The 21413-nt window shown below is 50.6% G+C and carries 24 protein-coding genes; 15 read left to right on the top strand and 9 right to left on the bottom strand.

Annotated elements, in window-relative coordinates; translation table 11 throughout:
* Positions 1–77: 77 nt before the first annotated feature.
* Complete coding sequence (locus tag QOT07_RS08295) at positions 78–920, top strand: aldose epimerase family protein (RefSeq protein WP_283602896.1); 843 nt, start codon at positions 78–80, stop codon at positions 918–920.
* 36 nt (positions 921–956) lie between these two features.
* On the opposite strand, the gene ybjG is transcribed toward QOT07_RS08295, so the two are convergent.
* Positions 957–1562 (bottom strand): undecaprenyl-diphosphate phosphatase, encoded by a 606-nt coding sequence (ybjG, locus tag QOT07_RS08300; protein WP_099064174.1) that lies wholly within the window; start codon positions 1560–1562, stop codon positions 957–959.
* Between the two features lie 5 nt (positions 1563–1567).
* Positions 1568–2320, bottom strand: coding sequence for a phosphatase PAP2 family protein (locus tag QOT07_RS08305; protein WP_221344909.1), 753 nt, complete (start codon positions 2318–2320; stop codon positions 1568–1570).
* A gap of 137 nt (positions 2321–2457) precedes the next feature.
* Between QOT07_RS08305 and QOT07_RS08310 the strand changes: the two genes are divergently transcribed.
* Both QOT07_RS08310 and eco read left to right on the top strand, forming a co-directional pair.
* Complete coding sequence (locus QOT07_RS08310; RefSeq protein ID WP_207975648.1) at positions 2458–3297, top strand: 5'-methylthioadenosine/S-adenosylhomocysteine nucleosidase; 840 nt, start codon at positions 2458–2460, stop codon at positions 3295–3297.
* Between the two features lie 141 nt (positions 3298–3438).
* Complete coding sequence (gene eco / locus QOT07_RS08315; RefSeq protein WP_099064176.1) at positions 3439–3951, top strand: serine protease inhibitor ecotin; 513 nt, start codon at positions 3439–3441, stop codon at positions 3949–3951.
* 84 nt (positions 3952–4035) lie between these two features.
* Here the strand turns inward: eco and QOT07_RS08320 are convergent, their stop codons facing one another.
* Complete coding sequence (locus QOT07_RS08320; protein WP_283602897.1) at positions 4036–5055, bottom strand: nuclear transport factor 2 family protein; 1020 nt, start codon at positions 5053–5055, stop codon at positions 4036–4038.
* Positions 5056–5155: 100 nt separating this feature from the next.
* Between QOT07_RS08320 and QOT07_RS08325 the strand changes: the two genes are divergently transcribed.
* On the top strand, positions 5156–6094 hold the full coding sequence (locus tag QOT07_RS08325; protein ID WP_207975645.1) for a LysR family transcriptional regulator: 939 nt from the start codon (positions 5156–5158) through the stop codon (positions 6092–6094).
* Between the two features lie 80 nt (positions 6095–6174).
* Complete coding sequence (locus QOT07_RS08330) at positions 6175–7143, top strand: threonine ammonia-lyase (RefSeq protein WP_283602898.1); 969 nt, start codon at positions 6175–6177, stop codon at positions 7141–7143.
* Between the two features lie 133 nt (positions 7144–7276).
* Here the strand turns inward: QOT07_RS08330 and QOT07_RS08335 are convergent, their stop codons facing one another.
* The 3 genes from QOT07_RS08335 to QOT07_RS08345 form a co-directional block, all read right to left on the bottom strand.
* Positions 7277–8311 (bottom strand): phage integrase, encoded by a 1035-nt coding sequence (locus QOT07_RS08335; RefSeq protein WP_283602899.1) that lies wholly within the window; start codon positions 8309–8311, stop codon positions 7277–7279.
* Positions 8312–8397: 86 nt separating this feature from the next.
* A complete protein-coding gene (locus tag QOT07_RS08340; RefSeq protein WP_283602900.1) occupies positions 8398–10134 on the bottom strand; it encodes an AIPR family protein in 1737 nt (578 codons plus the stop codon).
* Positions 10135–10147: 13 nt separating this feature from the next.
* The gene (locus QOT07_RS08345; protein WP_283602901.1) at positions 10148–10720 is read right to left on the bottom strand and encodes a phage repressor protein CI; all 573 of its coding nucleotides are present in this window, start codon (positions 10718–10720) and stop codon (positions 10148–10150) included.
* A 143-nt stretch (positions 10721–10863) separates the two neighbouring features.
* On the opposite strand from QOT07_RS08345, the gene QOT07_RS08350 reads away from it, so the two are divergent.
* The 7 genes from QOT07_RS08350 to QOT07_RS08380 all read left to right on the top strand — a co-directional run bounded on the left by QOT07_RS08350 (position 10864) and on the right by QOT07_RS08380 (position 15138).
* Positions 10864–11085: a hypothetical protein gene (locus tag QOT07_RS08350; protein ID WP_004965108.1), complete on the top strand. Its 222-nt coding sequence runs from the start codon at positions 10864–10866 to the stop codon at positions 11083–11085.
* 32 nt (positions 11086–11117) lie between these two features.
* On the top strand, positions 11118–11627 hold the full coding sequence (locus QOT07_RS08355) for a phage regulatory CII family protein (protein ID WP_283602902.1): 510 nt from the start codon (positions 11118–11120) through the stop codon (positions 11625–11627).
* A gap of 9 nt (positions 11628–11636) precedes the next feature.
* On the top strand, positions 11637–11840 hold the full coding sequence (locus QOT07_RS08360; protein WP_283602903.1) for a phage filamentation protein Fil family protein: 204 nt from the start codon (positions 11637–11639) through the stop codon (positions 11838–11840).
* Positions 11841–11842: 2 nt separating this feature from the next.
* The gene (locus tag QOT07_RS08365; protein WP_273867301.1) at positions 11843–12262 is read left to right on the top strand and encodes a hypothetical protein; all 420 of its coding nucleotides are present in this window, start codon (positions 11843–11845) and stop codon (positions 12260–12262) included.
* A 2-nt stretch (positions 12263–12264) separates the two neighbouring features.
* Positions 12265–12672, top strand: a complete 408-nt coding sequence (locus QOT07_RS08370) for a hypothetical protein (protein WP_273867302.1) — start codon at positions 12265–12267, stop codon at positions 12670–12672.
* A gap of 77 nt (positions 12673–12749) precedes the next feature.
* On the top strand, positions 12750–12989 hold the full coding sequence (locus QOT07_RS08375; protein WP_283602904.1) for a DUF2732 family protein: 240 nt from the start codon (positions 12750–12752) through the stop codon (positions 12987–12989).
* A gap of 97 nt (positions 12990–13086) precedes the next feature.
* Positions 13087–15138 (top strand): replication endonuclease, encoded by a 2052-nt coding sequence (locus QOT07_RS08380; RefSeq protein WP_283602905.1) that lies wholly within the window; start codon positions 13087–13089, stop codon positions 15136–15138.
* Between the two features lie 279 nt (positions 15139–15417).
* On the opposite strand, the gene QOT07_RS08385 is transcribed toward QOT07_RS08380, so the two are convergent.
* Genes QOT07_RS08385 through QOT07_RS08395 form a run of 3 tightly spaced genes read right to left on the bottom strand, consistent with a single transcriptional unit; the run spans position 15418 to position 18568 of the window.
* Complete coding sequence (locus tag QOT07_RS08385; protein ID WP_049232552.1) at positions 15418–15744, bottom strand: Ogr/Delta-like zinc finger protein; 327 nt, start codon at positions 15742–15744, stop codon at positions 15418–15420.
* Positions 15741–16790: a phage portal protein gene (locus QOT07_RS08390; protein WP_049301771.1), complete on the bottom strand. Its 1050-nt coding sequence runs from the start codon at positions 16788–16790 to the stop codon at positions 15741–15743. Before QOT07_RS08390 ends, QOT07_RS08385 begins: the two co-directional genes overlap by 4 nt.
* Positions 16787–18568, bottom strand: a complete 1782-nt coding sequence (locus QOT07_RS08395) for a terminase large subunit domain-containing protein (RefSeq protein WP_060432286.1) — start codon at positions 18566–18568, stop codon at positions 16787–16789. The genes QOT07_RS08390 and QOT07_RS08395 overlap by 4 nt, the downstream gene beginning before the upstream one ends.
* Positions 18569–18733: 165 nt before the next feature.
* On the opposite strand from QOT07_RS08395, the gene QOT07_RS08400 reads away from it, so the two are divergent.
* The 3 genes from QOT07_RS08400 to gpM are packed head-to-tail and all read left to right on the top strand — an operon-like array spanning position 18734 to position 21361.
* The gene (locus QOT07_RS08400; protein ID WP_283602906.1) at positions 18734–19576 is read left to right on the top strand and encodes a GPO family capsid scaffolding protein; all 843 of its coding nucleotides are present in this window, start codon (positions 18734–18736) and stop codon (positions 19574–19576) included.
* A gap of 45 nt (positions 19577–19621) precedes the next feature.
* Entirely contained in the window at positions 19622–20650 is a 1029-nt protein-coding gene (locus QOT07_RS08405; RefSeq protein ID WP_283602907.1) for a phage major capsid protein, P2 family, read from the top strand.
* A 6-nt stretch (positions 20651–20656) separates the two neighbouring features.
* Entirely contained in the window at positions 20657–21361 is a 705-nt protein-coding gene (gene gpM, locus QOT07_RS08410) for a phage terminase small subunit (protein WP_283602908.1), read from the top strand.
* Positions 21362–21413 lie beyond the last annotated feature (52 nt).

The raw sequence follows: 21413 nt of genomic DNA on the forward strand, positions 1-21413 counted from the left end.
ACGGATGGAGTGTTATTTAAGTAACATTTACAGGCGTTGGCCGCGGGATAACTCGCGTGAACACCCAGGGGGAAAGTATGGATATGATAATAAATCTGGCGCCAGAGCAGTTCGGAGCGCAACCAGAAGAAGTTTTCCGCAATGCGGATTTTGTAGTCACCACTTTTAACTGTGAAACAGCAGGGCCGATGCTGACGCTGGCAAACAGCCGCGGCTCACTACGGGTATTGCCTTACCGCGCTTTGACGATTTGGGATGCCGATTTTGATGGCTACTCGCTAAAGTCGGGCCGTCGTAGTACCAGAACGCCGATAGGCAAACCGGGGGGCAATGTTGCCTTTCATTCACCCTGGCCATACCTGGGGGACCCATTATCAGACATGCAGCTAGTGTGGTTGCAGGTCGAGGGCGATACGTTGACGCTGTATGGCAGTGGAGAGTCTGCTCATCAACATTGCCGACTGCGCCCGGCGTTACGTTTGACGGCGGACAGCGCCCAATTCTCGATTGATATGCAAATCACCAACCTTGCCAATCGCCCCCTGTCGCTAAGTTATGTTTGCCAGCTCAACTATGGCTGCATTCCCGCGGCGGTGTTCCGACAGAACTTACCGATGCCGGCACTGACTCCTCCGGGGAGCATCGCCGAGCAGGGGGTGCAGTGTACGGACGATCTGTCACTGTATGTCGATCAGGCCGAGTTCTTTATGTTGGCGTCAAAGGGGAGGCGCTACGTCACGCGGTTTTCCACCGAGCAGTTCAACTATGGTCTGCGCCCTATTGCACAACAGGGGAACCAGCGTTTTTTCAGGTTCATTCAACCGGCCACCAGCAGCCCACAGGAGCAGAGTGGGCAGACGGGGGTGATGATAGGAGCGGGAAAAACACGTGAGTTTTGTGTGACGACCGGTGTGGTGTGAGAACAGGGGCGGAGCCGCCCCTGCCAAAATGCCAATTTACTCTTTCACCCAGCCCTTGCGGATCGGGATGGCGAACAGGAAACGGTACAGGCGCGTCAGTTTGTTGGCGATGATATCGCCAAACAGGTTCCACACCAGTTGAGCAAACAGGCAACCGACCAGACCGAGCAGGAAACCGCCCACCATATCCAGCGGCCAGTGCACGCCCAAATAGACACGTGACCAGGCAATACCGGCTGCCACAATCAGCAATAAAATTCCTGACCAAACCCGGTGCCAGAACAAAAAGGCCAGAGCGAAGGTAAAGATGGCGGTGCCGTGATCGCTCGGGAAGGAGCTGTCCGGGGCATGTGCCAGGAAGGTATAACCGACACCGGCGACGAACGGCCGCTCATGCGGCAAAAGCATACCAATGGTGGCTGAGGCAAGCATGGCGAACAGCAGAGCAATTGTCGTCTTGGCCACTACTTCACGTTGCGATACCAGTTGATTCTGCGGCCCCCACAGCCAGAGTCCGACGATCAGCATCGGCACGATAGCAATGAGATCGCGCGCCAGAAAAGTAGCGAGATCGATCAACCATTCGGGGGACGCCGGGGTCGCATTGATCCAGGCGAAAAGAAGATAATTCAACTGCTCCATAATATTTACCTTGTCTTGCGGCGGCTATAACCGCTCACCATCCAATAAACAGCCAACTGGCTGAGCCAAACCCACCAACCCGCCCACAGGTTATGGGTAAGAAAATGTGCGCCGCGCATCACCTGACCAAAACCCATCAGCATGCCGAGCGCAATACCGCCGAACCAGCACCAGTAAGCCAGGCGTGGGCGTTGCGGGTAAAACAGGAAAAACAGCGCCATCACTGCAAAGCCACTGGAAGCATGGCCGCCAGGGAAGCAGCGGCCCGGGCCGGGTTCTGCCGGGATTGCACCGAACAAGGGGTAGGACATGGCCTTGCCGCCGTATTCGATCAAATCCCATGGGCAGGAGTGCGCGCTGGTGGCTTTCAGAATGCCGACCACCAAGGGGCCAATACCGATCAGCAGCATGGTGACGATCATGCGCGGATTACGGCGGAAAATTCCCCAAAACAACGCCAACACTGCACCGGTAATGACGCCAATTTTCAGCAAGCGGTGGTTAATCAAGTCCAGCCAGCGATCGTTTTGCCACGGGAAGTGCCCACTGGCGGCGTCGAACCAGTAATTGCTGACTGCCCAGTCCAGCTGTTCGTTACGCGACAGCCAAAGGAACAACAAGCCACTGACTATCAATCCCAAAACCTGCCAACGGTAAAAGGATGCCGACAGGGAGTAAAGGGCGTTAGTCTTAATTTGGGGTGTTGTTGAGGATTGATTTAATGAAGGTTTTGGATTCACGCGCAGGCTCGGTGACATTAATGGATGCTGCCACTGTAATAATTCTGCCTTAAGAAAACCTTAACCCTCCGGCTGGCTGACGTAGAGAAAGCGATAGGCGGATTATCGGCTTTCGGCTAAGGTAATCGTTTGCTTTTTATTGGGATGATGTGGCGATGACAAAAAAATTAAATTTGGCGCTGTTGGCAGCCTGTAGTGCAGTTTTTTCACCTTTGGCGTTGGCACAGGTCACCGGGCCGATTGTGGTGCAGGGCGCGATGCCGGTAGAGGCTGAACGTTTCGCCCAGCGCCTGGACAACCCGCGTGAGGAGCAGATTGGTGGTTGGCGTTTCTGGCGCGGTACGGTGGACGGTTATCCGGTGGTGGTGTCAGAAACCCTGAAAGGCATGTCTAATGCGGCGGCCGCTACGGCGATTGCTGCGACTAACTTCCACCCGGTGGCGATCATCAATCAGGGTACCGCCGGTGGCCACGATCCGGCACTGAAAGTGTACGACATCGTGCTGGGTAAGTATTCGGTTAGTCTGGGTGCCTTTAAAACGCCGAAGAAGGCACTGGGGGAGGGCAGTGACTCACGTCAGTGGCAACCAATGGATTTACTGGCTTCTAAAGGCAGTGCCGGTGAGGATAAGAATGCCCACACTCTTCGCCAATTCCCGGCGGATGCCAACCTCCTGGCCATAGCGGAAGGGGTTAAAGGCAGCTATACCCAGGGCAAGGTGGTTGAAGGGGTGATCGGCTCTGCCGACGTGTGGAACAGTGAACTGGACCGCATTGGTTATTTCCACAAAAACTATCATACCTCGGTTGAAGAGATGGAGACGGCCTCCGCCGCGCAGATCGCTGCTGCCTTCAACATCCCCTTTGTTGGCATCCGCGTACTGTCTAACAATATTACCAATCAGGGTAAATATGACCCGCAGACGGGCCTGGCGTGCCAGGATTATGTCTATCAGGTGGTGAAGGCTTATATCGCCAAAAACGCATCTCGTTAATGATTTATCCTAATAAATGGTCGGTGGTGGGTTATTGCCGCTGGCCATTGCTAATTGTAAAGAAGATTAAACTGCTGGCTAGCCTATCGGTAGTGTATTAGCTTATGCCCGGAGCATTTAATAAATTGTAGGGATATAAACATGAACAAGGTATCCGTTGTATTTTCCGGCCTGCTGATGGCCGTTTCCGCCAGCGCCATTGCTGCCACCTCTGCTGAAGAGACTGATATCAGCAAACAGCCGCTGGAAAAGGTCGCCCCTTACCCGAAAGCCGAAAAGGGCATGAACCGTCAGGTGATCTACCTGCCGAAGCAGGAACACGAAGAGAATTTCAAGGTTGAACTGCTGATCGGCAAAACGCTGGAAGTGGACTGCAACCGCCACATGATCGGTGGCACGCTGGAAAGCAAAACGCTTTCCGGTTGGGGTTACAACTACCTGGTGCTGGAAAAACTGTCTGAACCGGCCTCCACCATGATGGCCTGCCCAGACAACACCAAAACGCAGAAATTTATTGCCGCCAATCTGGGTGACGCTGCTATGCAACGTTACAACAGCCGCTTGCCAATCGTCGTCTATGCACCGAAAGACGTGGAAGTGAAATACCGCGTGTGGAAAGCCGAAGACACCGTGAGTAAAGCAGAGCAGAAGTAATGCTGATGCGTGCTAACCATTAGCGTGGCTAAGTGATTGCCCGCAAAATTGTCCGGCTGACGATAACATCGCCAGCCGGCATTTTTATTTTTCGCTCACGGGTTTTGTGAATAAAGAATCGTACTTAATTGAATCCACCGGAGTGTCTTCTATTTTAGCTATTTTCCCCTCTTTCATCGTGAAGTGAAGAATGACAAAGCTTGATTTAACCTCTTTGTCCCAGCTGGTATTCATTCGGATATACTCTTTTACGAACACATCGTTTTTCGATGCGGCATAGCCACCCCATTCCAGTTTGTATTTATCGCCAGCCACATTGGCGATTAATTTCTCTCTGAAGGTTTCATATCCATGCCATCCCTTATATCTTCCCGCCAGCGAGCTTCGGCCAGGGGTATAAAACTCAAACTCATCACCGACAAGTTTTGACATGGCGTTAAGATCGCCTTTCCAGAAATAATGATAAAACTTCCTCACTACTTGCAGACTCTCAACCGAGTGCGTGAAAGGATCGTTGTCCGAAATCCCTACGCTTTTCTGGTTAAAACCTGCTGATCTGGTCTCAATGTATTGGGATTTTGGCGTCCAAAAAGCGTCATACGCAATGGGATCCTGAGGTATTGTCCAGGCTTCCGAAATCAAACCATCTTTAATGTGATACTCCATAATGAATCTTAATAGCCACTTTTCAGCTGGATTTTCTTTACGATTCATGATGATGTCTTCGCGAGTGAAGATGGTGTCTTCATTAATCGCCAGGCTGGGTACCGATAAGGAAAAATCTCCACCAGAGTAGTTTCCAATATTTGAAAGGAATTGGCTGAACCCCTCTTTTCCCCAATACTCTCCAGCGTTTAACCCTTTGCCTGGCACATGCATGATAAAATCATCGGTGATATAGCTCAATATAATGGCTTTATCCCCGCTCTTAAAGGCGTCATAAAATTTGTTAATTAATTCCCTGTTGCTTTTTAACATATTAGCGGTGTCCGTTAGCCTGGGATCAAGAGATTCATTGGCAGTAGCTGAAGAAAAAGCATTCATGCTGAATAATGCTGCCAATAGGGATGCTGTAACGATAACCTTCCTGGTGTTTATAAACATAATTTCCGTTTTTTATCTGACGTGTAAGCCGATACTAATTTGTTTTTACCCGATGCGGTACCCCGTTTTTTTCGATAGTATGTATCTAAAAGGAGGATACATGTTGGAAACTGTTAGTCTTGATCAACTCCGGACCTTTATAGCGGCGGCCACGGAAGGCAGCTTCTCTGCCGCAGGGAGAAAATTAAGGCGTAGTCAATCTGTGGTAAGCCATACTATTTCGAATCTAGAGCATCAGGTGGGCGTTAAGCTTTTTGTAAGAGAGTCGCGCTACCCCACTTTGACCTCTGAAGGGAATATTTTATTTATAGAGGCAATGGAGGTCATTAATAGAGTTAATGACTTTAAGACTACGGCCAGGAAAATATCGGAAGGGATGGAGTCAGAGGTGTCCCTTGTCGTGGACATTATGTTCCCTATGGGTTTGCTAACTGCGGCAGTTAAGGCGTTACATGAAAGTTATGATAGCGTCGCAGTTAATATTACTGTTAATGCTCTGGGGGGCACAGTACAGCCTTTATTGGATAAATCCTGTCAGATCTCGATAATCGGTTTTCTTCCAGAGCTGCCGCCTTCAATTAGCTGTGATTTTCTGCTGTCTACCTCGCATGTTTTTGTCGCATCTCATGACCACCCGCTATCACTACAAAGTTCAGACCTCTCCAGAAAAGAGGTCAGCAAACATGTTCAACTCATAATAATTGATAAAACTAATGTTTCTAAAGACCTTAATTTTGGCGTCGTATCGCCGAAGGTGTGGAAGTTAACGGATTTGTCGGTCAAAAGAGAGTGTTTATTGGCAGGACTTGGCTGGGGAAGCATGCCATACCAAATGGTAAAGCAAGATATCGAAGATAAAAGACTCACCCCGCTTAAAATAAAAGATATGTCAGAAATGTTCTTCTTAATGCCGATGTCCGTGGCCGTTAACTCATCCAATCCACCTGGCCCTGCGGGCCGCTGGTTGGTTAATAAGTTGAAAGCGTTGAGTGCCAAATATGAAGGGGAAAACCCTGGCGAGGGTTCGAAAGATCGATAACATAGGCTGCCTGGATTTTACTGATAAAAGTCATTAAATTAATTATACCTATAGTGACTAAACCTACCTGACTGGGAAAAATGACAAAATTAATTGAATTTAGCGCCATTACCGAAGCAGCAGAACGGCTCAACGGTAAAGTTATTCGTACCGCCACTATTCCAGGGCCGAAACTGACCGAAAAATTACAGAGACCGGTTTTTCTGAAACTTGAAAACACGCAGCTTGGTGGTTCTTTTAAAGCACGGGGCGTGCTTAACAAGTTTTTGAGCCTGGCGGGCGATGTTAAAGATAAGCGGTTTGTGGCGGTGAGTGGCGGTAATTTTGGCATTGCGATAGCCGAGGCGGCGAAGATCTTTGGGGCTGATGTCACTATTATTATGCCGAAAAGTGCTCCGGCAACCGCCATCGACCGGGTGGGTGAACTGGGCAGCACTGTTATCGTGGAGTCTGACGTTCACGCTGCGTTTGAGCGGGCTAAGATTTTGGCTGACCAGGGATACGTAGTCATTGATGATTGCAACGACTCGCTGATCGCCGAAGGGCACGGAACCCTGGCGCTTGAGTTCATTGCCGACTGCCCGGAGCTTACCGACGTGCTGGTTGCGGTGGGAGGTGGCGGTATGCTGGCCGGTGTGGCAACCGCGCTAAAAGCCATAAAGCCAGAGATTAGAATTTGGGGGGTTGAAACCTCTGGGGCAAGTTCGATGCACCAGGCATTGCGCGCCGGCAAGCCGGTGAACATTGAGGTCACTTCAATTATTTCTACTCTCGGTGTGCCTGTCATTGATAAAGTGATGCTGGCCCATGCTCAAGCTTATATCGAGGAAGTGGTTGTGGTATCGGATAAGGCCGCGATAGAGGGAATGGTGGCCTTTGGCGAAGAGGCAAAACAATGGGTTGAACTGGCGTCCGGGACGTTGATACCTGCGGCTATAGCCATTGCTCCCAAACTTCCCGCTGAAGCCGTCATCGGGATTGTGGTGTGCGGTGGAAATATCTCCCATCAGGACATGTCTAAATGGGTTGGCTACTCGCAAACCCTGTGATTTAGCTCCTGCGGAGTTTATTCAGGCAATAAAAAACCCGATTTCCTCACAGCAACAATAAAATCAATAACTTATTGTTTTTACAATACGTTGTTAAGACGGTGTGGGGTGAGGAAATACGGGGATTGCCAACCTATGCCGCCACTTTGTCGCCACTTGGCATAGTCGCTAGCGGGTTGAACTGCAGGGCGGTTTCGAGGTGCTCCGGCGCAAGGTGAGCATAGCGCATTGTCATCTTAATATCATGGTGGCCGAGGATGCGTTGCAACACCAGAATATTGCCGCCAGACATCATAAAGTGCGCCGCAAAGGTATGGCGTAACACATGGGTAAGTTGGCCCTTGGGTAGCTGAATACTGGTACTCTCAAGCGCAGCCATAAAGCGGAAATAGCACTCGCTGAACAATCGATCATCACCCAGAGTTTCCAACTTTTTATACAATGCTTTGCTGATCGGAACGCTGCGGTTCTTTTTGCCTTTGGTGCGGATGAAGGTGATTTTATAAGGCGTTATCTGTGAGCGGGCTAGGTTTTCCGCTTCTCGCCAACGTGCACCTGTACTGAGACACACCTCGACCACAAGAGGTAAGTTAGAATCGCCTTTGCTGCAGGCTGCTAACAGCTCTGAGATTTGCGCATGGGTCAGCCACGCCATTTCTTTCTCTGCTACTGTGAACTTGCGCATGTTCTCCAACGGATTGGGCTGGTTCCATTCGCCTAACCGGGCCAGCTCGCTGAACATACCGCTTAGGTAGCTTTGTTCAAGATTGACGGTGACAGGTTCTGCGCCGTTCTTCCACTTCTCGGAAAAGAAGATTTCGCCGGACAAACGCTTGTCGCGGTAATGCGCGAAGTCTTTTGCGGTGAAGGTGGTAGCAGGGGGATCGCCTAGGGCTTCAATCACAAGGCATAGTTTTTTGTAGGTGCGTTCGCCAGCCGTGAGGGATTGACCATGGAGGCTGTACCAAAGTTTGGCAACCGCACTCAGCTTACGGCGATCCACTGCGTCGCCTAACCACGGCTTGTTATCTACCTGCTCCATGGTAAAGCGCTCAAATGCTAAGGCTTCACCTTTGGTTGCGAACTGCTTGCGTACCCTGCGGCCTTCACGGCCAGCAGGGTAGCACTCACATAACCACTTACCGGATGATTGTTTTCGTACAGCCATTGTAACCCTCCTACGATTTTGGTTACATTAAACTGTATGTATAAACAGTGGTCAATGTGTGTTATGTTCAAATTAAACATGGATTATCATGTCGGGTGAATTTTAGTAGAAAACTCAGTATAGATAGGAGTATTCATGGCTGAGGTTGCAAGAACTAACTGGCTGAATGTAGTAAGGACTTGATTAACCTTCGTCGCATTTTTTAATCCACCATCCTCTAAAACAGGTTGTAGATGCGTACAGAATGGTAAGACAACATCTATAATCTTTGACCAAATAATTTCAGCTTCGGCGGGGCTTGTTTTATCACCAAATGAAACTCTGAAAAGGTTAGGCACTTTCTTTGATAGGAAAGTTTCTAGGCAATAGGATATAGCTGAACAGAATAGCGGGATAGAGCCTCTCTTTCTAAAGTATTCTAGCTGTAAACTCTCTTGTTGTTGTAAGTTTACTTTATTTATTAATGACTTTTTCTTGTTTTCTACTGCTCGCATCAATGAGTAAACACAAATTATATGTGATGCGTGAGTGTTTTCGTTGAATATTTTAGAGTACAGTTTATCATTAATCCAAATACCTGAACGCTGGTTGTATGCTGATATTGGATCCCCATGAAAGCTCATTAATGCTTGGCCTACTGTATATGAGGGTAGGAGGTTAGCTCTTCTTTTTATAACACTTTCAAATCCTCCCCTTCGGCCACCATCATATTCAACATTTGCTAATTGTCGAAACTCTTCTTTTAACCTCTTCTGTATTTTATCTGTACTGCGAAAATCAGAAGCCTCTACTTTATTTTGACTGTTATTATACTGAATGATATTTTGTATTAGGTCGTTATCCCCTTCGTTAGCAGAAACAAAACGTATTTGAACTTTAGCTTCATCAGAAGGTGTGCGGCTCAGTGAACCAATAGCACCAGTAGTTTGTGCTCCATTTACGATGGATAACCCACGAATCTCTAGCTTATTTTTTTCTTTTTCATATTTAAATGAATGCACTAGTGCTGTGACACCATTGTTATAAACCCAGAAATCTTTAGGATTTGTTTCTGCTGTTTTTCTTATTCCATTGTTAATATTAGAGTCAGAGGATCTAGAGCCTAAGTAGTCCCTAATGTTTGCTGAAAATAGTTTTATTTTATGCTTTTTATAAACTCTGTACAAAAATTTTGCAGGGATTAATGTACATAGAGAGTGCCAACCATTTCCTGAAACTTCGTACCCACCATCAACATCAAGAGTGAACGTCTCATCAACGAGTATTGGGGATAATGATTCGTTATACCAATCAGTTAAACACTCATCTCCAATTTCAGAGGCAACAACTTGGATTTTATCTTTTAAGAAATCATTTGTAAGAATTGTTTTTGCCGTCTGTTGTACTGTTACTAATTCATTTTCGACATTCTTAGATTGGGGTAGATTATGAACATACCAGACATAAATTGTTTTTATTTCGTTGTTACGTATGTATCCTCTTATTTCTTGTGCCGCTGAGCGAATTCTATCAGGAACGTCAACTATATCTCTTTGTAACAGCCAAGCCAATGCGATATTAAGATCACTCGCTTTATTAGCTGGTGCCTCTTGTTTATTCTTGCTTGAGAAATAACACTGTGCGATGACGGCATATTCTTCTTCTGGATTTACATAAACTAAATCACATTTTTTATCATCATGTCCGTCGGTAATTGCTTCTGCGGCTACAGTATCTAAATCATCAATGCCGAATCTTAATGCTAGTGCAAAAAGAGCCAAACCATTATCACCAAAATCTTTTAGGTCAGCCCTACTATCAAACGACTCTTTCCATGTGCTCATATACACCTCAGTTCTAAATAATATTAACAGTCACTTGAATAATTTTTGCTACAAAATCGACCTCGTTAATCGACGCATCAAAAATTGAATTTGCACCTCCAATTCTTACCTTGTTTCCAGGCGTTCTAGTTATATCTCTGATACTTATGATTTCGTCAATTTTTATCAACCACTTGCCATCGTCAACAGAGTCATATTCTTTTTCAACAATGTACGTTACATCTTTATCAATAATGGCCATTAACGATTTAAAGTTAGTTGGGATGTTGGTTTTGTCTAAAATTAAATAGTTGGCGTCAAATAATTTCCCGTCAATTATTTTTTTCTTTTCAATAGTCAGTAAGTCACTATTAATGTCTGTAAACATCTTACCTAAACCAGTTGTTAACCAATTTAAGGAAGCTCCAGTTTCAAGAGCACACTGAATCACATAGTCAGCAGGGAAAGTATCTCTTAGATAACGATTTGATAACGTTCCTTTAGAAATGCCCAAAAGCTCTGCTAGTGCTGTTTTAGTACCGCACCCATATGCGTCGATCATTCGTTCAATCGCCGCACGTCCACCTTTGTCTAGATCTAAATTCATGAAAATCCCGGAACGTTTACAAAATTCGTTGACGTAAACGTTTCGCGATCGTAAGGTTACGACGCGTAAACGAAACGTTTACCCACAAGTAATCACTACTAACTACGGCTCGCCACAAGCCAATTAATAAGGAATGTTGCACCATGCGACCTAACATTTCAATCACTCTGATCACACCTCACGTCACGATTGAGCGCTACAGCGAACTCACTGGTTTAGCTGAGGATACTATCAATGACATGTTGGCTGATGGGCGTTTACCCCGTCACCGTCTGCGTAAAGACAAAAAGCGCGAAAAAGTTATGATCAACATCGCGCAGTTGACTGTTGACGCTCTCTCAAATTGTGACATTGCCGCTGCATAGTTCGATTTTGCTATAGGGGGAGGGAAACCGCTATGTTTGATTACCAAACGTCTAAACACTCATGCCTTAGCAGCGCATGCCGTCGGTTTGCACAAACACACAATATAGCTGAGCTTGCACCGATGCTTAATGTATCGCCGCAGGTGCTCCGAAATAAACTTAACCCGGAGCAACCGCACGAGCTGACACTTTCCCAACTGGTTACGCTCACTGCAATCACCGACGACGCAGCAATCCTTGATGGTCTGTTGGCGCAGCTTAATTGTTTGCCGGCAGTGCCAACCAACGAGGCTAAGCCCAACAGCTTACCCATGCATACGTTAAGCGCCACGGCGGCGATCGGCGCTATCGCCGGCGAAACCGCATCCACTGCGCCTATGACGCAATTCCGTAAAAACGCCATTCTCGACCGTGCCAATCAGGCAATCCGTGATCTGTCGCTGATCGTTGTATCGGTAGAAGCGCGTTTCCAATCTACGCCAGTGCTGGCCGCTGCTGTTGACGTGTTCAACACCTGCGCGCCTGCGTTTGGCATGAGCTGAGGTAACAACATGAAAGCTTTTGCGCAATACCTGAAACGACAATCACCGGCTCCGCAGTTGGCCGACTTTGGCCACGGTTGGATTGAACTGCCGAACGGCCAGCGCTGGCAGCCAAGCGCCAGCCGAGTGGTGTTTTTAGGGGGGGCCGTTGCACCAGGTAAACAGGCCAAGCGCCGCCCTTGGTGGTTCCGTTTGATGGGGATTAGGGGGTAACGATGGCGGATAACGATTACTGGTTAGCCAGAATTCGTGCCCAGGTTTGCCCCGAGCATTCAGAGGCCGCAGATTTTTGGAACGCCTTAACACCGGAATGGCGCGGCGTAGTGATCCATGCTGCTGCGTTGGAAGGAAAGGAAGAGTTAAAAGCCAGCTTGTGTAACTGCCTTTGGCGCGAGCTGTTTGACCGTTTAACTCCGCAAGCAATCATGCAAATTCGTGCCGGCATTCGGAAGGCCCGAAACGTGTTCGGCGGGTTTGGTTCTTTGCGTGAGTCGGATTTTCAACGAAAGGGGACGTACCGAAAGATTAGCCCGCGTCACCCTATTGATAAGCAAGTGGAGATGGTGGCAGCGCCGCACATTCTCAGAATCATAGAGCAACAAACTTGCCTGCAAAACCAGGCTGAGGAACGGTAAAGATGAAAACCATCACAGTTGAGAAGCATGGGCTATTGGCTGATTTTGTCACCTGGGGCGTAGCGCCAAATTATGCCCGCTTTTTCCTGGGAAAGTGTCATGAGGCCAACGGCCAGATTGCATTGGAGCCATTTGTTTTTAATGACTCAATGCATTTGACCAACCCACACCAGTGGTTTGCGGCCAATACGGCATTTTGGTGCCGGGCTTACCGCGAAGCTGAGAGCAGCAAAGAGCAGGCTGAAACGCTGGCATCAATTCGCGCCATTTTCTTTGTGGCCGGTATGTTGGGACAGAGCAGCATTATCGCGCTGATCCTCCAGTGGTGGCGAGCAACGTTTGAGTTGCACGGCCTGCCGGCACCTAACATTGCCGTCGCTGCAAAAGTGCAATCTAACCGCATTCACTAACCCCCAATTGACCAAAATCCCCACGGCTTCCACCTGGTAGCTGGGGGATTCTTTTTGCCCAAATAGGAGAAAACACCATGCCAACTATCGGCCAAGCCATAAGCAACCGAGCCGCCCGCACCTCCCTTAAACATGCTCTCGACCTGGCGCGCCGTGAGGCCCAGGCGGATGCCGCCGTGAAGTTTTCCGGCCACTTAGACCGTATGGCCACCGCGATGGCCAACCAAGAGTTATCCGCCGTGGAGATCGTGGAGCTGCTGTGCCAAGACGCCGAGAAATGGAAAAACGAGGGTTTGGCATGTCCTGGGTACTGCTGAACGGCGGATTTTGTGCCGTCTGGGTGTGGATGTGGCGCGCGGCTGACAAAGCAGCGGCGCAGCGCCCTGAAAATCAAAACTACGATTAAGGAAGAGAGTGAATCTGCACCAACAGCAGGAAAGAAACGGTGATTACCACGCTGCCACCCGTTGGCAGCGTGAGCAATTCGTACCTGGCGCGCCGGATGATATAAGCATTACCGAGCGCCAATTGTGGCACCTGGACAAAACCGATCACCAGTGGCGTAGCCATTATCTAGGCGAAATGCCCGATTACCTGGCGGGCTACTTTGGCCGCCGGTATGAACAGCTTTTCAAAAAGAGTAAAAGCGGCCGCCGCCGCGCCAATGCATTTTTGCGCACTACGGTGGGCGAAAATATATTGCCGCGTCTACAGCAAGTTACCCAGCAATACGAAACCCGCTTGCATACGGCGGGTGTTGTGCCTTTCCCCTTCAATGACGATCTGGCCCGTCTGCCTACCCTTGGCCGCGATGAGCTGCGCAACCTGGCGCACCGCGTGGCCGATTTTCTGGCGGCTAGCTTCACCGACTATATCGACCGCCAATTTACTGGCCAGGCTACCGATGCCAAAGAAATGCGAAAGCGTACCGCAGCCGCATACCGCAAATTAGCCGGCTTGTGTTTGGAAGTTGGCACCGAGCCGCCTTACTGGAAGAAAGCAACTACCAGTGGCGTCCGCGTGGCGCAAATGGAGTCCGGCTTGTTACGCATGATGGCCCCGGAGTGGTGGCGCGCGCGGTTGAAACGCCGCCGTGATTTGATGCGTGAACACCTGGCCATTGCTGTGGGCCAGGTACAAAAAGCGGCATCGGCCTACGTCAGCCGTTCAACCCTGGGCGAGTGGATAGAACAGAAGAAACGTAACCGCGAATTTTTCAAAGCGTTTGAGCTGGAAAACGAGGACGGCGATCGGGTGTCGCTGGCCGACATGGTAAACGGCAGCAATGCCAATCCTGCAATTCGGAGGTGTGAACTTATGGTAAGGATGCGCGGTTTTGAAGATTTGGCCGCTGAGATGGGATGTGTGGGGGAGTTTTACACCATAACGGCCCCCTCAAAATATCACGCAGTGCATAGCGGTGGCGGTTTCGTGTCGCAGTGGAACGGCGCAAGCCCACGGCAAACGCAAAAATACCTGTGCGGTGTTTGGGCGAAAGCCCGCGCGGCGATCGCGCGCGCCGGCATTCACGTGTTTGGTTTCCGCGTGGTAGAGCCGCACCACGATGCCACCCCGCATTGGCACATGCTGTTATTTATGCTGCCGCAACATGTTGACCAGGTGCGCGATATTCTTTGCTATCACGCCCGACAGGAAGAGTCGCAGGAACTGCAAACCGCCAAGGCGCTGAAAGCGCGTTTCCATGTTGAACCCATCGACCCGGAGAAGGGCAGCGCAACGGGCTATATCGCTAAGTACATTTCCAAAAATATCGACGGTTACGCCTTGGACGGCGAGGCAGACGACGAAACTGGCGAGAATATGAAAGATATGGCCAAAGCGGTGAGCGCCTGGGCCAGCCGTTGGCGTATCCGTCAATTTCAGCAGATTGGCGGCGCGCCGGTTACCGTTTGGCGCGAGTTGCGCCGCTTGCGTGGCCAGCAATTGGAAAATCCGCAGATGGATGCCGTGTTAGCCGCGGCGGACGTTGCCGGTGATTGGGCTGCTTACACCCAGGCCCAGGGCGGCCCGCTGGTGTCGCGCGCGGATCTGGTTGTGCGCCTGGCGTATGAAATCACCGAGCGGGGCAACGTGTACGCCGAGGATGTGCAACGGATCACCGGTATCTATTCCCCAGGTCTGGGCGATGCATCAGCAGTTTGTACGCGGTTGGTTAAATGGACGATTGTTCCGAAGTTGGCCGAAAGCGCAGCGGAGGCCGGTTTACCTGGCGGCACCGCCGCCCCTTGGAGTTCTGTCAATAACTGTACGCCAGAGGATTGGCGACGATTATCGAGGGAGTTACAGCGGCGTGGTTTTGTCGGTGATCAGTTTGAAATAGACATATTGGCCAGGGGCAGCGCCCTGCGGATATACGGCGATCGAGTGTTAAAAATGCGCAATGGACGTCTGGAGGAAATGGGCGGCAATCCGGCGTGTGAGCTATGGCCAGGCTGGAATGGATGAGGTCTTAATTATTCATTTTGCTAAATAATATGTATACTGTACGGATATACAGTATCAATTTGCTAAACATAGAATAAAAAAGGAGGAGCCGTGACGGATTTTTTCTTTGAATCACTGGCTATACAGCGCATTGAGTTAGTTGCGCGCTTAGTCGCTAACGGACGTTGCAGCAGTGACGATCGGGAGTTGGCTTTATCATGGATTTCTGAGATGACTACCACTTTAGCCGCAGACGTTGACCGGCAGTTACAAAAACGCCCCCAGGACGGAGGCGTTAACTCAGGCAGCGGAGGCAGCGCCCTGCAATAAATCGAGCATCATTTGCCGTTGTTGGGGGTTCATGCTTTCAACAACGGTTTTTAGCAGCTTATCCCCGGTTTTGGCGCTAGGGCTAAGGGTATGCGAAAAGGTCACATTCATTACAAAGGTATGGCCACACTCCACGTCACTACAGGCGCAATAGAGATCTGAAATCTGCCGGTGTTTACGGGCCGTTTTTCTGATAATCGCGTTAGCGCCGCATTCCGTGCATAAGACTTTCATCACGCGCATGTTTCTGGCTCCAAAAGTGGCAAACTTCTGGAATTTTAACGTTTTTCGGCTCATAACGCACCCGATTGTGACGTTTCATCGTTGAATTTCAGGTGTAGGTGCGCTGGCACATCGGGATCGCTGTTGACGGCATCGGCCACCATGCGTTGAACGGGGATCACCTCATCCTTGCGGTAGGTTTCACGGGCTTTTTCCGGGTCGCCCAGGCCTGCCGTATTTCCTGGAATAATACCCGCCAGGCCAGCCGGGAAACGGTGCGCCGCCAGAATATCCTGGGCACTGATGTTTTTCACGTTGGCAAATTCATCCTTTGCGCTGATGTCGCCGATCGGGATGAATTTAATGCCCTCCGGGTCACCTTTGGGGATATTCACAAACAAGGTGCTGAAATTGCCGATCCCCTTGCTTTGTTCCAGGCTTTGTACAATTTCATCTTCTACCTCTGTGCTCAAATTGGGGTCATTGGTGTAGATGATGCCGCCCGTGTGCGCGCCGTTGTGGTAGTAGCGGCGGCGAAAGATGGTGGCTTCACTGTTGAGCAACGCGGAGTGAATACCGCCGATGTAGTCCGGCAGCCCATAAACCTGTTGCTGCGGGTCGTACTGCTTCAAAAAAATCACATCCTCCGGTGCAAACACCAGAGGTTCACCGTTCTGCAGAACAACCAGGGAATCATCCTTGCGGCGGCGGGTATAGAGTGAGGGCAGCGGGGCCAGGGCGCAGACGTCGCCCCAACCGTTACGCACTTTCGCAATGGCCAGATCACCAAAGGTAAAATAGTCGAATACCCCGCCTTTCAGTTCCTGGTGTGTCAAACCGCCGCCCTGGTAATCCGCCGCCACCATGTTATGCCGGGCGTACAGCACGCCGCCGTGCTGGCCGTTGAGGTTAACCAACTGCGCCAGCGCCAGGCGGTCAATCGGCAGCGTGTAGTGGTCAAAGTCGTTGTCATACCAGATTTCCCGGTAATCGGTGCCGGTGGTGAGTACCGGTTCCGGTTTGCCCAGGGTGGCAATGCTCATTTTGCGCGCCGGGCCTGTAGCGGCGGCGCGTTGGTGGTTTGCCGCTGCACGGCGCTGGCGTTGTTTATTCTTTTTCATGCGGCCTTTCTCGTTTTCCATGTTGATTTGCGTTGGTTCTCAAAATTGAGCGGCTCGTTATCCACGGCGTGGGCGATAGCAAAAAATACGTCTGCGTGGCCTGTTTCCTGGGTGCGATCCGCAACAAAGGTCATGCTGTTGCCTTTGGCGGTACTGGTGCGCCGGATGGCCAGGAAGCTGGCCGGGATTTCTTTTTGTTCGTTGTCCCATTCGATGCGCTGGCTTTCCACCACATCCACCATTTTCAGCACCAAGCGCGTTTTGCTTTCCAGGCCGTAGTGGATGGCCACGGCCTGGCGCATGGCAAAGCCCTGCACCATTTCATACACGCCGCTGCCGATGCCGGTAATGTCGATCCCGATGTGCGTCATGTTGTAGCGTTCAAACAGTGCCTTAATCTGGTTGGCCTGGTGTTTCCAGTTCATCCCCTGCCAATAGAACGTGGCCAGGACGCGGAAGCGTTCACCGTCATAGAGCGGCGGCGCGATAATCACAAAGGTGGAGGTGTCGCCGCTGCGCGCCGGGTCGAAGCCGGCCCACACTTCACGATTACCGAATGGGCGTGAGGCGGTAGGGTCATGGTCTTGCCAGAGCGACACCTCAACGCCGCAGCGTTCCAGCTCGTTGAAGCGGAAAACGCTGTCTCCACTGTCCACAAACACGCACATATAGAGCATGCTGAATGTGTCGCGGTTGTACTTGTTGCGCAGTTTGTCGATGCTGGCCAGATTGAACCCGCCGGCGATCGCATCCTCCATCGTAATGATGTAGCGCCATTGTTCATCCGGGCACAGCCGCCCGCCGTCGCGCAGTTCTTTGAACGACGGAAACTCCACCCTTTTGCGCTTGGCATCGCCGCGTTTCCATTCTTCCCCCGTCCAGAACGGGTAAGCCTGGTGCGTTTTACTGCTGGGCGTGGAAAAGTAAGTTGTGCGCCACCGGTCATGCGTGGCCATTGCGCTGGCCACCTCATTAAGCCGCGCAAAGTTCTGTATCCAAAAATATTCATCAACGTACAGGTGGCCGCTGTAGGATTGCGCCGTGTTGGAGTTGGTGGAAAGAAAGCGCAGCTCCGCGCCGTTGCTTAAGCGGATGGGGTTACCGGTCAGTGTTACGCCAAAATACTGCTCCGCGATGTTGACGATGTACGAGCGGAACACCTCCGCCTGTGGCCGTGATGCTGATAGGAAGATTTGCGGATCGCCGGTCATTACGGCGTTTTCGAGTGCTTCAAACGCAAAATACCAGGTTGCACCAATCTGCCGACTTTTCAGGATGTTGCGAATTTGCTGGGTGATATTCAGGCGCAGGTGTTTTTGGTAGCCGAAAAGGTGCTCATCGGCGAACGCGTCAAAATCTTCCTGCGTTAACGCGGAAATATCATTTTTGCGGTATTTGCGCTTTTTCTTGCCCCCGTCCTGGTCACTGTCGCCGGCAGCGGAATATTCACCATTTCCCTGGGAAACGACGGCAGCAAGTTTTTCCGCATGTTTGGCTTGCTGAATACGCAGTTTGCAATGGTGTGCGATCAGGTTATCGAGTTCTTTTTGCTCCAGGTCTGTTTTGCCGTCGCGGTGGGTTAATACCTGAATACGGCGATTAATTGTCTCCTCAATACTTTCATGGCTGAGCATATCCGCCCAGCTCCATTTATCTGCCCAATAGTAAACAATCCGCCGGTTGGGCAGATTAAGTTCGGTGGCGATTTCTTTCGGCGTCCAATGTCTTAAATAGAGTGAACGCGCAACGCCAATAAGTTCGTCTGAATATTTAGCCATGTGCCAATTATGCAGGCTTTATTTTCGGTTAACGTTGAATATAAAACGGCTCTATTCGGTTAATAGCGCTTATCCGAATATATAAGATATTAAGGCCGTGCGGGGTGTGAATTAATTGGCGATACTGCACCTGTCGAAACAAACACGAAAGAGAAAGTGGGCTTTATGTCAGATTCGCAGTTAATGACGAATTGGATTTGTGTTTGCGCAGAAGGTAAGACAGTAGACGGGCGTGATATTAAAAGAAAATGGATCACGGACGCCGCCGAACTTTACGACCCTAATTTATACACGGCGCTGTTATGGCCGGAGCACTCCCGTAATTACGGTAACCGGGGGCGGGTTTTAGAGTTGATGTGTCAGGAGGGGGATGATGGGGTGATGCGGCTGTATGCCAAGCTTTGCCCAAACCTCTCATTGATGCAGGCCAACGTGGACGGGCAGTTAATCTTTTGCTCCGCTGAATTTACAACCGATGGCAATTTTCGAGGTACAGGTAAAAGTTACCTGGAAGGGCTGGGCGTTACTGATGAACCGGCTAGCGTTTACACCGAACGGATGCGTTTTAGTAAGCGCAATAAAAATAAACGTTATGGCGCATTAAAGCCGCTGGCTTTTGATGAAGTCAAAGAAATTAACGAGGACAAAATAATGTCAGGCAATAAAAAGAAAGGCTGGCGCAGCATGTTTTCCATTGAAGAGGAACAACAGCAGCCGGAAACTCCAGCGGATGGCGATAAATTGCAGGCACTGGCGGAAGCCCTTGCGGCCTTTGAATCGCGCCTTGCCGCATTGGAAGGTAAAACCGAAGAAACGGCCACTGCCGTGGAAGAAGTACAGGAAGATGTGGAAACCGTAAAAGAAGTGGTGGACACCCAGGAATTTAAAACCCTGCGCGATAACATCACCGGTATCGTGAAAAACTTCAGCAAGCTGGATAGCCGCATTACCACTTTGCCAAATAAAAACCCAAAGGGTGATGGCCGCAAGCCGTTTACATTCCTGTAATTCACCAGGGTAACAATTAATTCACCCAAGGGGTGAGGGGTATCTATGTTTCTAAATCAACGTGCGCGTGAGTTATTGAGAAAATACAGCGCGGGCCTGGCAAAAGAATATGGTCAGGAAAGCACGAAGCATTATTTTTCACTGACCGATCCAAAAGAGACGGCATTGCGCTCCGCGTTGCTGGAGTCTGTGGATTTCCTGTCCATGATTACCTGCGCCGATGTTGACCAACTGACCGGCCAGGTGGTGAACGTGGGTAATCCGGGCATCTTTACCGGGCGTAAAGAAGGCGGACGTTTTATCCGCAAAACCGGTGTAGACGGTCTGGAATACAAGCTATCGGAAACTGATTCCGGCGCGGCGCTGACCTGGGCCATGTTGTCCGTTTGGGCGAACGCCGGCGATGAGAACGAGTTTTTCCAGCGCATGCAGGAATTTACCAACCAATCCTTTGCCCTGGATATGTTGCGGATCGGCTTTAACGGTAAATCCATTGCGAAAAGCACTAACCCGGAAGAGAACCCGAACGGCGAGGACGTCAATATTGGTTGGCAGGAATTTGTGCGCGCCTATGACGACAACCAGATCATCACCGATGCAGTGACCCTGGGGGCAGGCGGTGACTATGTGTCACTGGATGCGATGGCATCTGACCTGATCAACAGCAAAATTCCGGCGCAGTTCCGCAACGACCCACGTTTAACCGTGTTGGTGGGCGCTGACCTGGTGGCGGCTGAACAGCACCGCTTGTACCAGGCCGCAGACCGTCCAACGGAGAAAATCGCGGCGCAAATGCTGGGCACGTCCTTGGCTGGCCGTCCTGCGATTGTACCGCCGTTCATGCCAGGTAAACGCATGATCGTGACGCCGCTTAGCAATCTGCACTGTTACACCCAGCGCGGCACCCGCCAGCGTAAGGCGGAGTTTGTTGATGATCGTAAGCAGTACGAGAACAAGTATCTGCGCAACGAAGGTTACGCCGTGGAATACCCGGAAATGTATGCCGCCTTTGATGAGTCCGCCGTAACCATCGGCAAGGTGGAAGCGCCAAAAGACCCATCTGCCGGGGAGTAAAGCGCAATGTCACTTTCCCCCGCACAGCGCCACACGGCCCGCATTCAGGCCGAGCGCAAACTCGAAGACCGGCAGGCGCTGGCCGGTTGGGACAGCCTGCACCTCCAGGTACAGGCAATGGAGCGGGATATTCGCCGGTTGCGGGAGTTGCCGCGCACCGCTGACCGCATCGCCATGAAACGCGATGAGTTGTTGCCGCGTTGGTTGCCAACGGTGGAAACGTACTTGGCGGAGGGGGACGTTTACGCCAATCCCATTTTTGCCTGGTGTGTTATCTGGCTGTTTGATGTGGGGGATTTTGACAAGGCACTCGATTGGGCTGACCTGGCGATCGCCCAGCGCCAGCAAACACCGGACAGGCTAAAGCGCAGCTTTGCCGCGTTTGTGGCGGATACGGTGCTGGCCTGGTCAGAGGAAGAGGCCAGCCGGGGCAATAGCCTGGAGCCGTATTTTTCCCGCACCTTTGCCAATGTGCGGGACAACTGGCGGCTGCATGAGGAAATCAGCGCCAAGTGGTTCAAGTTTGCCGGGTTGATGCTGCTACTCGATGACAACGGCCAGCCGCTGGCCAGCGCAGTGAATGACGTGGCGACGCTGAACCAGGCGGATGAATTATTAGCCCAGGCGCAGGCATTTAACCCCAAAGGGGCCGGCGTCAAAACGCAGCGGCAGAAAATTGCGGCCAGGCTGCGGGCGCTGGAAAAAGAATAAAAGACTACCGCAAGCCAAAGCGGGCGCGGTGGAGGCAAGGCACTACGGTGCG

It is taken from the genome of Serratia proteamaculans (genome assembly GCF_949794035.1).
Taxonomy (GTDB): Bacteria; Pseudomonadota; Gammaproteobacteria; order Enterobacterales; family Enterobacteriaceae; genus Serratia; species Serratia proteamaculans.

Excerpts from the sequence above, each read along its gene's own strand:
- ybjG (WP_099064174.1), bottom strand. The coding sequence starts at position 1,562 with ATGGAGCAGTTGAATTATCTTCTTTTCGCCTGGATCAATGCGACCCCG.
- QOT07_RS08305 (WP_221344909.1), bottom strand. The coding sequence starts at position 2,320 with ATGTCACCGAGCCTGCGCGTGAATCCAAAACCTTCATTAAATCAATCC.
- QOT07_RS08375 (WP_283602904.1), top strand. The coding sequence starts at position 12,750 with ATGCCAACTATCGGCCAAGCCATAAGCAACCGAGCCGCCCGCACCTCC.
- QOT07_RS08390 (WP_049301771.1), bottom strand. The coding sequence starts at position 16,790 with ATGAAAAAGAATAAACAACGCCAGCGCCGTGCAGCGGCAAACCACCAA.
- QOT07_RS08330 (WP_283602898.1), top strand. The coding sequence starts at position 6,175 with ATGACAAAATTAATTGAATTTAGCGCCATTACCGAAGCAGCAGAACGG.
- QOT07_RS08405 (WP_283602907.1), top strand. The coding sequence starts at position 19,622 with ATGTTTCTAAATCAACGTGCGCGTGAGTTATTGAGAAAATACAGCGCG.
- QOT07_RS08345 (WP_283602901.1), bottom strand. The coding sequence starts at position 10,720 with ATGAATTTAGATCTAGACAAAGGTGGACGTGCGGCGATTGAACGAATG.
- QOT07_RS08400 (WP_283602906.1), top strand. The coding sequence starts at position 18,734 with ATGTCAGATTCGCAGTTAATGACGAATTGGATTTGTGTTTGCGCAGAA.
- QOT07_RS08295 (WP_283602896.1), top strand. The coding sequence starts at position 78 with ATGGATATGATAATAAATCTGGCGCCAGAGCAGTTCGGAGCGCAACCA.
- QOT07_RS08365 (WP_273867301.1), top strand. The coding sequence starts at position 11,843 with ATGGCGGATAACGATTACTGGTTAGCCAGAATTCGTGCCCAGGTTTGC.
- gpM (WP_283602908.1), top strand. The coding sequence starts at position 20,657 with ATGTCACTTTCCCCCGCACAGCGCCACACGGCCCGCATTCAGGCCGAG.
- QOT07_RS08370 (WP_273867302.1), top strand. The coding sequence starts at position 12,265 with ATGAAAACCATCACAGTTGAGAAGCATGGGCTATTGGCTGATTTTGTC.
- eco (WP_099064176.1), top strand. The coding sequence starts at position 3,439 with ATGAACAAGGTATCCGTTGTATTTTCCGGCCTGCTGATGGCCGTTTCC.
- QOT07_RS08395 (WP_060432286.1), bottom strand. The coding sequence starts at position 18,568 with ATGGCTAAATATTCAGACGAACTTATTGGCGTTGCGCGTTCACTCTAT.
- QOT07_RS08350 (WP_004965108.1), top strand. The coding sequence starts at position 10,864 with ATGCGACCTAACATTTCAATCACTCTGATCACACCTCACGTCACGATT.
- QOT07_RS08310 (WP_207975648.1), top strand. The coding sequence starts at position 2,458 with ATGACAAAAAAATTAAATTTGGCGCTGTTGGCAGCCTGTAGTGCAGTT.
- QOT07_RS08320 (WP_283602897.1), bottom strand. The coding sequence starts at position 5,055 with ATGTTTATAAACACCAGGAAGGTTATCGTTACAGCATCCCTATTGGCA.
- QOT07_RS08335 (WP_283602899.1), bottom strand. The coding sequence starts at position 8,311 with ATGGCTGTACGAAAACAATCATCCGGTAAGTGGTTATGTGAGTGCTAC.
- QOT07_RS08325 (WP_207975645.1), top strand. The coding sequence starts at position 5,156 with ATGTTGGAAACTGTTAGTCTTGATCAACTCCGGACCTTTATAGCGGCG.
- QOT07_RS08385 (WP_049232552.1), bottom strand. The coding sequence starts at position 15,744 with ATGAGCCGAAAAACGTTAAAATTCCAGAAGTTTGCCACTTTTGGAGCC.
- QOT07_RS08355 (WP_283602902.1), top strand. The coding sequence starts at position 11,118 with ATGTTTGATTACCAAACGTCTAAACACTCATGCCTTAGCAGCGCATGC.
- QOT07_RS08340 (WP_283602900.1), bottom strand. The coding sequence starts at position 10,134 with ATGAGCACATGGAAAGAGTCGTTTGATAGTAGGGCTGACCTAAAAGAT.
- QOT07_RS08360 (WP_283602903.1), top strand. The coding sequence starts at position 11,637 with ATGAAAGCTTTTGCGCAATACCTGAAACGACAATCACCGGCTCCGCAG.